This window comes from Mesorhizobium sp. (assembly GCF_041661565.1).
Taxonomy (GTDB): Bacteria; Pseudomonadota; Alphaproteobacteria; order Rhizobiales; family Rhizobiaceae; genus Mesorhizobium.
This window is the reverse complement of the sequence record NZ_JBAZUD010000021.1, coordinates 36,482-45,384: the sequence shown is the minus strand read 5'-3', so window position 1 is coordinate 45,384 and position 8,903 is coordinate 36,482. Positions and strand designations below refer to the sequence as shown.

The following is an 8,903-nucleotide window of genomic DNA, read 5'->3' as shown; positions in this document are numbered from 1 at the left end:
GCAACGGGCGGATGATGACGACGGGTCCGGCAGCGGATTTCGATCGTGGCAGGCTGATCCATCACATGATCGGCGATGAGTTGAAGGAGCAGGGCAGGATCCCGGCGGCCAGGCGCCCGCCCAGGTCAGCCCTGCCGGTGCTGCGCGTCGAGAACATCCGCATGGGCAGCATGGTCAACAACATGTCCTTCTCGATCTTCCCGGGTGAAATCACAGGCTTGGCGGGCTTGATCGGTTCGGGCAGGAGCGAGGTGGCCAAGGTCATCATGGGGCACACCAAGCGCAATTTCGGCGGTGGCCGGATCTGGCTCGATGGCCGCGAAGTGCGTTACGGCCTGCCGGCCCAGGCGGTCGCCGACGGCATCGCCTATATCAGCGAGGACCGCAAGCTGGACGGTTTCTTCGATACGCTGAGCGTCGCGGAAAACATCGGGCTGGGCTGGCTGGCCAAGTTCGGCGGGCGTCGCCTCATCGCTCCCCGGGCGAAAATGCGAGCCCTGGCCCGCGAGTGGGTGGACAAGCTGTCGATCCGCAGCATCGGCGTCGAACGGCCGGTGCTGTACCTTTCCGGCGGCAACCAGCAGAAGGTGGTCATCGCCAAATCGCTGATCCAGAATCCGAGGCTGGTGATCTTCGACGAGCCGACGCGGGGCGTCGATGTCGGGGCGATCGCCGAGATACGGCAGATCATCCGCGGCTTCGCCGACAGTGGCGCCGGCGTCATCCTGATATCGTCCTACCTGCCGGAAATCCTGGACACCTGCGACCGCATCCTGGTCGCCAAGAGCGGCACGATCGCCGCCGAGTTCTCACGCTCCGAAGCAAGCGCCGCCAGTATTCTCAATGCCGCGATCCACTGAGCGCATCGCCAGTCGATGATATCAGGCGGACGACGGGAACATGCATTTACAAGGTCGATTCAATTGCTAACTGGCTTGATAGTGAATCTTGGCACATCGAGGTGCTGCTGATGGACGGCACCATGCAGCCTTATGCGCTGACGCTGGAGAAATTCCTCCAGCACGCAGCCAGGTGGCATCCCGAAGCGGAGGTGGTGACGGGCCGCGCGGACGGCACATCCGACCGGATCGGCTATGCCGCGCTGATGCAACGCAGCATGCGGATTTCGGCGGTGCTGCACGGCTTCGGCATCCGCGCCGGCGACAGGATCGCGACGCTGGCCTGGAACACCCACGCCCATGTCGAGGTCTGGTACGCCAGCATGGGCATGGGCGCGGTCTGCCACACGCTCAACCCGCGCCTGACCGGCGCGCAACTGGCCGTAATGGCAAGCCTGTCCCAGGCCCGCATCCTGGTCGTCAGCGCAGACCTCCTGCCGCTCGCCAGGGAGATTATCGGCCACGGGACCGCGATCGACCATGTCTGGGTGATCGACGGTGCGCGCGACTTCGTCGCCGATCCGCCGCATGAATCGCTCGACCTGCTGGTCGCGCAATCGCAGGGCGAGGTGGCTTGGGGCGAGTTCGAGGAGACAGCGCCCTGCGGGCTCTGCTTCACGTCGGGCACGACCGGCGCGCCCAAAGGCGTCACCTACACCCACCGCTCGAGTTTCCTGCACACATTGCGCGTGTTGCAGGCCGATGTGATGGCGATCTCGGGCGCCGACAGCGTGCTTACGGTCGTGCCGATGTTTCATGCCAATGCCTGGGGCCTTCCTTTCGCCGTGCCGGCGGTTGGCGCCAAGCTCGTTCTGCCGGGCCGCGCCGTGGACGGCGCCAGCCTGGCAAGACTGATCGTCGAGGAAGACGTGACCATGGCGGTGGGGGTTCCGACTGTATGGCTCGGGCTGGTCGAACATATCGAGGCCACCGGCGGCAAATTGCCGACGCTCAAGCGCATCACGGTCGGTGGCGCCCCGATCGCGCCGGCGCTGATGGAGCGGATCGAAAGCCGCCTCGGCGTGAAAGTGCAGACGAGCTGGGGCATGACCGAGCTGTCGCCATCCGGCACGGTCGCGCCGCCTTACGAGCCGTCGCAAGCGCCGCTGTCCGGCCGACCCGCCGTCGGCGTCGACCTGCTGCTGACCGATGCCGAGGGACAGGCGCTGCCCGAGCAGCGCGGCGTCGAGGGGCAGTTGCGCGTGCGCGGCGCCGCCGTGGTTGAACGCTATTTCGGCCAGGAGGAGAAGGCCACCGACGAGGAGGGCTGGTTCGCGACCGGCGACCTGGCGCGGATCGACGGGCAGGGGAACCTCGCCATCACCGGCCGGGTCAAGGACCTGATCAAGTCCGGCGGCGAATGGATCAATCCCGCCGAGATCGAGGCGGTGATCGGCGCGCTTCCGGAAATATCGCTGGCGGCGGTGATCGGCCGGCCGGACCCCAAATGGGGCGAGCGGCCGGTCCTGCTGGTCGAGATGCGCGAGGCCCAGACGATCAGCGATGAAGCCCTCGTGGCTTCCTTGCGGGGGCGGGTCGCTTCCTGGTGGATTCCCGACGCGATCCACCGCCTGCCGCGCATGCCGCTGGCCGCCACCGGCAAGATCGACAAGCTGAGGCTCCGGGCCGAGTATGGCAGCGGCTGAAATATGCTATCCACTGCCTCGCGAGGCCTGGCACAATGTTCGCTATCTTGTGAGTGAATATCATTTCTGTTAGGTCCTTGCCGTCGAAAATCGGAGGTTTCAGCCGGATGTCAGTCGAGGGACGGATCGCGATCGTGACGGGTGCGGGCGGCGGGCTTGGCCGCGCGCATGCCATGTTCCTGGCGCGGCAGGGCGCCAGGGTGGTGGTCAACGATCTGTCGCGCGAGGCAGCCGATCGCGTCGTGGCCGGCATCACGGCTGCCGGGCACGAGGCCATCGCCATCGCGGCATCGGTGACCGACGAGACCGCCGTCGCCGCAATGGTCCGGCAGACGATGGAGCACTTCGGCCGCGTCGACATCCTGATCAACAATGCCGGCATATTGCGCGACAAGAGCTTCGCCAAGATGAGCCTCGACGATTTCCGCCTGGTGGTCGACGTCCACCTGATGGGCGCGGTGATCTGCACCAAGGCGGTGTGGGAGATCATGCGCGAGCAGCGCCATGGCCGGGTCGTCATGACCACCTCCTCGACAGGGCTCTACGGCAATTTCGGCCAGGCAAACTATGGCGCGGCCAAGATGGCGCTGGTCGGGCTGATGCAGACGCTTGGGATCGAGGGGGAGAAATACGGCATCCGCGTCAATTGCCTGGCGCCGACGGCCGCGACCCAGATGACGGATGGCGTGCTGTCGAAAGAGCATCTCGACCTGCTCGATCCGGCTTTGGTCAGCCCGGGATTGCTGGCGCTTGTCGGCGAGGACGCGCCCAACCGCGCGATCCTCTGTGCCGGCGCGGGCCATTTCGCCCGGGCCAATATAACGCTGACGCAAGGCCTCCAGATCGGCGCTGATGAAGATGCCGGCGACCGGGTGGTCCGCGACTGGGACGCGATCTCCGACCGCGCCGGCGAGATCGTCCCCGGCTACGGCTTTGTTCAGGCCGAGCGCGAACTTGCCAGCGCCGAGACGGTGGCCCCGGCCATGGCGGTGCGGTCATGACGCGCGACGCGGTCATCGTCTCGACGGCGCGGACGCCGATCGGACGCGCCTATCGCGGCGCGTTCAATGACACGCCATCGCCGACGCTTGCCGCGCACGCGCTTAACGCGGCCGTCGAGCGCGCCGGCATCGCGCCTGATGAAATCGAGGATTGCCTGCTCGGCTGCTCCTTGCCGCAGGGTGTGCAGCAGACGATCGGCCGCATGGCGGCCTTGCGCGCGGGCTTCCCGGTGACGGTGCCGGGAATGACGATCGACCGGCAGTGCTCGTCGGGGTTGATGACCATCGCCACCGCGGCCAAGCAGATCATCGTCGACCGGATGGACATCATCGTCGCCGGCGGCGTGGAATCGATCTCGCTCGTGCAGACGCCCGAACTGCGAACCACGCCGGACCCCGCGCTGGCCGCGATGCATCCCGACGCCTACATGCCGATGCTCGAGACGGCGGAAGTCGTCGCACGGCGCTATGGCATCGCGCGCGATGCCTGCGACCTCTATGCGCTGTCCTCGCAGCAACGCACCGCCGCGGCCCAGGCCGCCGGGCGGTTCGACGCCGAGATCGTGCCGGTGACGGCGACGATGAAGCGGGTCGACAAGGCGACCAGGGAGATCACCTTTGGCGAGATCGTGCTCGATCGGGACGAGGGAGCGCGGCCCGACACCTCGCTCGCCGGGCTGGCCGCGCTGACGCCGGTGATCGCCGGCGGCACGGTGACGGCGGGCAATGCCAGCCAGCTTTCCGACGGCGCCTCGGCCTGCGTCGTGATGGAAGCGCGGCTGGCGGAGCGACGCGGCCTCAGCCCGCTCGGCCGTTATGTCGGCATGGCGGTGGCCGGCACCAAGCCTGATGAAATGGGCATCGGTCCGGTCTTTGCCGTGCCGCGCCTGCTGGAGCGCTTCGAACTCTCCGTGGACGACATTGGTCTTTGGGAGCTCAATGAGGCCTTCGCGGTCCAGGTTCTCTATTGCCGCGACCGGCTGGGCATCCCCGACGAACGGCTTAACGTCAATGGCGGCGCGATTTCGATCGGCCACCCCTATGGCATGTCGGGCGCGAGGATGGTCGGCCACGCCCTCCTCGAAGGCAAGCGACGCGGTGTGCGCTACGTCGTCGTCACCATGTGCGTGGGCGGCGGCATGGGCGCGGCCGGGCTGTTCGAGGTGTTGTAGAGCGACTGGCCGCACCGGGTCCATATCAGTCGGTCTTCTCCGCTCGGTTACGGGCGATAGCAGCACGAACAGGGCCTTGACAGTCAACCTACTAGAAGGTAGGTAGGCCGCATGAGCAATCTTGTCATGACTTCCGATCAGATCCTGGCGTCGGCGCGGAGCTTCATCGTTTCGGGCGGCTACAATGGGTTCAGCTATGCCGACATCGCCGGCGTGGTGGGGATCCGCAAGGCGAGCATCCACCATCACTTCCCCAGCAAGGTCGACCTCGTTCGCACGCTGGTGGCGCGTCATCGCGAGCAGACGGAGGCCGGCATGGCGGAACTCGAACGCAAAGTCCCCGATCCGCTTGCACTTCTGCAGACCTATGCCGGCTACTGGGCGAAGTGCATCGAGGACGCCACCATCCCGTTCTGCGTCTGCGCGCTGCTGGCCAGCGAATTGCCGGCGCTGCCGCCCGAGGTTGCCGTCGAGGTGCGGGCTTACTTCGGGTTCCTGTCGTCCTGGCTGACCGAGGTCATGCGGCGCGGCGCCGAGAAGGGGGTTCTCCAGTTCGACGGATCGGCGGAGGTGGAGGCCGAGATCTTCATCGCCACCGTGCATGGCGCGATGCTGTCGGCGCGGGCCTGCGGCAATCCCGCCCTCTTCGACGCGATCCTGACGCCGACCGTGCGGCGCCTGTCGACCAAGATCCACTGACATTTGTATTCGCGCAGGCAGCGGCGAAGCCCGCCGCCGCTTACGCGCCCGCGCTTCAATAAACTACCAACCAGTAGGTAAGGAGACCACCATGATCCGCAGAATTTTGCCGGCGCTCGTCGCCATCGGCCTTGCAGCATTTCCGCTGTTGACCGGGCCCGTGCGCGCCGACGAGCAGAAGGCCCAGCAACTCCACGTCAGGGGAACGGTCGAAACCCTCGGCGCGTCGGTGCTGAAAGTGAAGACCCGGGAGGGGGAAACCGTTGATGTCACCCTGGCCGACGGCTGGAAAGTCGCGGCCGTGGCGCGGGCACAGGTCGCTGACATCAAGCCAGGCGATTTTGTCGGGATCGCCTCGATGCCCAAGGCCGAGGGCGGCGACGGCGCGCTCGAAGTCCTCATCTTCCCGCCGGCTTTGCGGGGTGCGGGCGAGGGCAGCTATGGCTGGGATCTGAAGCCCAAGAGCAGCATGACCAACGCAACCGTGGCCAACGCGGTCAAGGACATCCAGGGGCGGACCCTGACCGTGTCTTACAATGGCCAGCAAAAGAAGATCGCCATCCCCGATGGCACGCCGGTTGTGACCCTTGCCGCCGCCACAAAGGACGACCTCGTGCCCGGCGCGGTGGTGTTCATCATCGCCGAGAAGGCGGCAGAGGGCGTGCTCGGACGCCAAATCATCGTCGGCAAGGATGGCGTCGTTCCACCGATGTGAAGCCACTCAAGAAACGGCGCGCGCCGACCGGCGGCGCCGCGACCGTGAACCGTCCGGCAGGCGGGCACCGACGCAATCCTATTCCAGATATTGAATACGAAGGAAAATCAAATGGTTGCCATGACCAATCAAACCGACCAGGTGCTATCCTCACACACCTGGCTCAAGAGCTATTATTTCACACGCTTTGCCGTTTCGGCAGCCTGGGTGCTCCTGGCTTTCGCGGTCGCCCGGACCATCCCGCCGCTTGCAGCCATCATGCTGGTCGCCTATCCCGCCTGGGACGCGCTGGCCAATTTCATCGACGCCCAGCGCACCGGCGGCCTGAACCGCAACAAGACGCAGCTGCTCAACTTCATCATCAGCGTCATCACCACGGTGGCGGTCGCCGTGGCGATGGGCAAAAGCATGAATGCGGTGCTCGCGGTCTTCGGCGTGTGGGCGGTCCTGTCGGGCCTCTTTCAGCTCGCCACCGCCATTCGCCGCTGGAAGTCCGGCGCGCAGTGGGCCATGGTGCTGAGCGGCGCCCAGTCGGCACTGGCAGGCATCTTCTTCGTCAAGATGGCGGGCGGCGCGGAGACGATCGATATCACCAATGTCGCGCCCTACGCGGCCTTCGGCGCCTTCTACTTCCTTGTCTCCGCCGTCTGGCTGACGGTGAGCGATGCAAGGCGCAGGCCGGCCCAGGCGGTCCGCTGAACGCTTGCCCGCCAACCGTCCTACGAAACGGAATGCAGCCGCGTCGACTCCCGCCTGACGCGCATCAGTTGCCGGAAGATCTGCGCCGTCGCCGCCGCCGACTGCCTGATGTCGTACAGGGCGGCGGCGCGACGCACGCTGGCGGCAGACATGCGCTGCAACCGTTCGGGGTGCTCTATCAGAGCCAGCGCCGCCTTGGCCACGCCATCCCAGTCGCCGGGATATTCGGAAACGATGCCCGGCCATTCGTTGGTGCCGATCAGGATGCCGGTTTCGCCGGCCTCGATCAGTTCGGGAACGCCACCGACACCGATGGCCACGACCGGCACGCCCGAGGCCATCGCCTCGAGGATGGCCAGCGGCATGGCGTCCGCCCTCGAGGTATGGAGCATCAGGTCGAGGGAAGGGTACACTTTGCTGGGGTCCTGCCACATGCCGGCGAGATGCACATTGCCTTCGATGCCGGCCCGCTCGATCGCCGCCGCCAGTTCCTTTTCCATCAGGCCGGTGCCGACGAGCGCGAAATGAACCTCGGGCCTGTGTTGCAGGATCTGTTCGGCCGCCTTGACGAATTTGTCTGGACCTTTCTCCCAGGCCAGCCGGCCGACGAATCCGATCAGCACGTCATCCGGCGCGATGCCGATCGCATTGCGCAGGATCGACCGGTCCGCGGCGGCAGGATTGTAGACGGCGAGGTCGATCCCGTTCGGGACGAGGCTCACGCTATCCGATGCCAGCCCCACCGCCATGGCCTGCGACCAGGCTTCCCGGCAGACGACGATCGTATGGCTTCCCGTCGTCCTGATAACGCTGATCTCCTGCGGATGAAGGCTCATGCCGTGCAGCGTCGCGACCGTGGGCGTGTCCGTCAGCTTGCCGGCAATCGCCGCCACGGTATGGGCATTCATCAGATGCGCGTGAAGAAGATCGATGTCGTTTTCTCGGATCAGCGTGCAGATCATTTCAATGGTCCGCCACGGCGGATCATCCCGCAGCGGCGCAATGAACACCTGGTGGCCCTGTGCCCGGATCTGGCTGGTGAGGGCGCTTTCGAAGGGGCAAAGAACCGTCACCTTGAAGTCGTCGACGGGCAGGTGGGCGATGAGATTCTTGACGTAATTTTCCATGCCGCCGACGATGGCGTTGCCGAGCACCTCGAGGACATGGATCCTGGGCGCAGGGGAGTTGGAATTTCCGGTCACGACGTGAGGGGCTTTGGGCATCAGGCAATCTCCGGGGAAAGGGCGAGGGGCAGTCTCAGCCACTCCGCCGCCGTGCGAAACATGATCGCCTCACGGTCGGCCGCGGATACGTCCAACAGGTCGAGCAGGGCGGTGACCTCGTCGATGGCGCTCCGGATGTGGGCGCCGCTGCAGGGCAGGAAGCGGTCGCTGCCAAACTGCATCGAACGCGGTCCGATCACGTCCAACGCCTTCCTGAAGACCTCCTCGCGGTAGATCGGCGGCGGGCCAAACGAGATGTCGAACCTGAACTGGCTGTCTTCGGGGTTCACCCCGTTGATCCGGTCGATCACGCCGACGGCGTTCGCCTCGTCGCACCACGGCCAGCCGAGATGGGCGAGCGTCGCACGCAGTCCCGGGTGCTCGCGGATCGCCTCGTAGAAGGCCGGCCGGCAGAACCTGCCGGACCTGCCGTCGATGAAGATGCCGCTGTGGAAGAGGACCGGCAGGTCAAATCGCGATGCGACTTCGTAAACGCGATGGGCGCAGTCGTCATAGGGGTACCAGCCGGTGGGCACCATCTTGAGGCCGCGAATGCCGGGCAATCCGGCGGCTTCCTCGAGATCCCCGGCGGCTTGCGGGTGAAGCGGGTTCACGACCGCGAAACCCACCAGCCGGTCGGAATGGCCATCGATTAGACGCGAGAGATATTTGTTGCCGGCCCGCAGGGAGTCGCGGTCGTCCAGGGAGTATGGTTCGGTCAGGAACGGCGCCAGCAGGAAGGCGATGTCCACCCCGGCCTCGTCGAGGGTTTGCAGGACCTCGCCCGACGTCTCGCGTCCCGAGGTGTGAAGATGCGCGTCGATAATCATTGTCAGCTCTCCGTCTGGC

At 65.8% G+C, this 8,903-nt stretch carries 9 protein-coding genes; 7 read left to right on the top strand and 2 right to left on the bottom strand.

Going from position 1 to position 8,903, the window contains the following annotated elements; all coding sequences use genetic code 11:
* The 7 genes from WC739_RS06215 to WC739_RS06185 form a co-directional block, all read left to right on the top strand.
* On the top strand, positions 1 to 860 hold an 860-nt coding region (locus tag WC739_RS06215), incomplete at its 5' end, for an ATP-binding cassette domain-containing protein (RefSeq protein WP_372952143.1).
* A gap of 110 nt (positions 861 to 970) precedes the next feature.
* Positions 971 to 2,545, top strand: a complete 1,575-nt coding sequence (locus WC739_RS06210; RefSeq protein ID WP_372952142.1) for an AMP-binding protein — start codon at positions 971 to 973, stop codon at positions 2,543 to 2,545.
* A gap of 107 nt (positions 2,546 to 2,652) precedes the next feature.
* Positions 2,653 to 3,546, top strand: coding sequence for an SDR family NAD(P)-dependent oxidoreductase (locus WC739_RS06205; RefSeq protein ID WP_372952141.1), 894 nt, complete (start codon positions 2,653 to 2,655; stop codon positions 3,544 to 3,546).
* On the top strand, positions 3,543 to 4,718 hold the full coding sequence (locus WC739_RS06200; RefSeq protein WP_372952140.1) for an acetyl-CoA C-acyltransferase: 1,176 nt from the start codon (positions 3,543 to 3,545) through the stop codon (positions 4,716 to 4,718). Before WC739_RS06205 ends, WC739_RS06200 begins: the two co-directional genes overlap by 4 nt.
* A gap of 111 nt (positions 4,719 to 4,829) precedes the next feature.
* Entirely contained in the window at positions 4,830 to 5,417 is a 588-nt protein-coding gene (locus WC739_RS06195; protein WP_372952139.1) for a TetR/AcrR family transcriptional regulator, read from the top strand.
* A 91-nt stretch (positions 5,418 to 5,508) separates the two neighbouring features.
* The gene (locus tag WC739_RS06190) at positions 5,509 to 6,132 is read left to right on the top strand and encodes a hypothetical protein (protein ID WP_372952138.1); all 624 of its coding nucleotides are present in this window, start codon (positions 5,509 to 5,511) and stop codon (positions 6,130 to 6,132) included.
* Between the two features lie 120 nt (positions 6,133 to 6,252).
* Positions 6,253 to 6,831, top strand: coding sequence for a DUF308 domain-containing protein (locus WC739_RS06185; protein ID WP_372952137.1), 579 nt, complete (start codon positions 6,253 to 6,255; stop codon positions 6,829 to 6,831).
* Positions 6,832 to 6,851: 20 nt separating this feature from the next.
* Here the strand turns inward: WC739_RS06185 and WC739_RS06180 are convergent, their stop codons facing one another.
* Both WC739_RS06180 and WC739_RS06175 read right to left on the bottom strand, forming a co-directional pair.
* Complete coding sequence (locus tag WC739_RS06180) at positions 6,852 to 8,054, bottom strand: glycosyltransferase family 4 protein (RefSeq protein ID WP_372952136.1); 1,203 nt, start codon at positions 8,052 to 8,054, stop codon at positions 6,852 to 6,854.
* Positions 8,054 to 8,884 carry an amidohydrolase family protein gene (locus WC739_RS06175; protein WP_372952135.1) on the bottom strand — a complete coding sequence of 277 codons (831 nt, stop codon included), beginning with the start codon at positions 8,882 to 8,884 and terminating at the stop codon, positions 8,054 to 8,056. The genes WC739_RS06180 and WC739_RS06175 overlap by 1 nt, the downstream gene beginning before the upstream one ends.
* Positions 8,885 to 8,903 lie beyond the last annotated feature (19 nt).

Coding starts and splice junctions, on each gene's coding strand:
- WC739_RS06210 (WP_372952142.1), top strand. CDS start 971: ATGGACGGCACCATGCAGCCTTATGCGCTGACGCTGGAGAAATTCCTC.
- WC739_RS06205 (WP_372952141.1), top strand. CDS start 2,653: ATGTCAGTCGAGGGACGGATCGCGATCGTGACGGGTGCGGGCGGCGGG.
- WC739_RS06200 (WP_372952140.1), top strand. CDS start 3,543: ATGACGCGCGACGCGGTCATCGTCTCGACGGCGCGGACGCCGATCGGA.
- WC739_RS06195 (WP_372952139.1), top strand. CDS start 4,830: ATGAGCAATCTTGTCATGACTTCCGATCAGATCCTGGCGTCGGCGCGG.
- WC739_RS06190 (WP_372952138.1), top strand. CDS start 5,509: ATGATCCGCAGAATTTTGCCGGCGCTCGTCGCCATCGGCCTTGCAGCA.
- WC739_RS06185 (WP_372952137.1), top strand. CDS start 6,253: ATGACCAATCAAACCGACCAGGTGCTATCCTCACACACCTGGCTCAAG.
- WC739_RS06180 (WP_372952136.1), bottom strand. CDS start 8,054: ATGCCCAAAGCCCCTCACGTCGTGACCGGAAATTCCAACTCCCCTGCG.
- WC739_RS06175 (WP_372952135.1), bottom strand. CDS start 8,884: ATGATTATCGACGCGCATCTTCACACCTCGGGACGCGAGACGTCGGGC.